At 67.9% G+C, this 392-nt stretch carries 1 protein-coding gene; it reads right to left on the minus strand.

Annotated features, from left to right (window positions below):
• On the minus strand, positions 1 to 392 hold a 392-nt coding region (locus DEH69_RS02150; RefSeq protein ID WP_113685149.1), incomplete at both ends, for an acyltransferase domain-containing protein.

The following is a 392-nucleotide window of genomic DNA, read 5'->3' on the forward strand; positions in this document are numbered from 1 at the left end:
CCTGGATCGCCACCATCGCCCCACCCGAAGGCAACGCCTGCATCAACCGCCCACGCTCCACCACAAGCCGCGCCGCGTCCTCAAGACCAAAGACCCCCGCCACATGCGCCGCCGCCAGCTCACCCACCGAATGCCCGGCGACGAAGTCCGCGCGCACCCCCCACGACTCAACAAGCCGGAACAACGCCACCTCAAGCGCGAAGATCGCGGGCTGGGCAAACTCAGTCCGATCCAACACCCCCGCGTCCCCACCCCACACCACATCCCTCAACGGCAGCCCCGCCGCCTCACACACCGCGTCGAACGCCCCCGCGAACACCGGAAACGCCTCATACAACTCCCGCCCCATACCCAGACGTTGACTCCCCTGCCCCGTGAAGAGAAACGCCACC

Source organism: Streptomyces sp. PT12 (genome assembly GCF_003311645.1).
Taxonomy (GTDB): domain Bacteria; phylum Actinomycetota; class Actinomycetes; order Streptomycetales; family Streptomycetaceae; genus Streptomyces.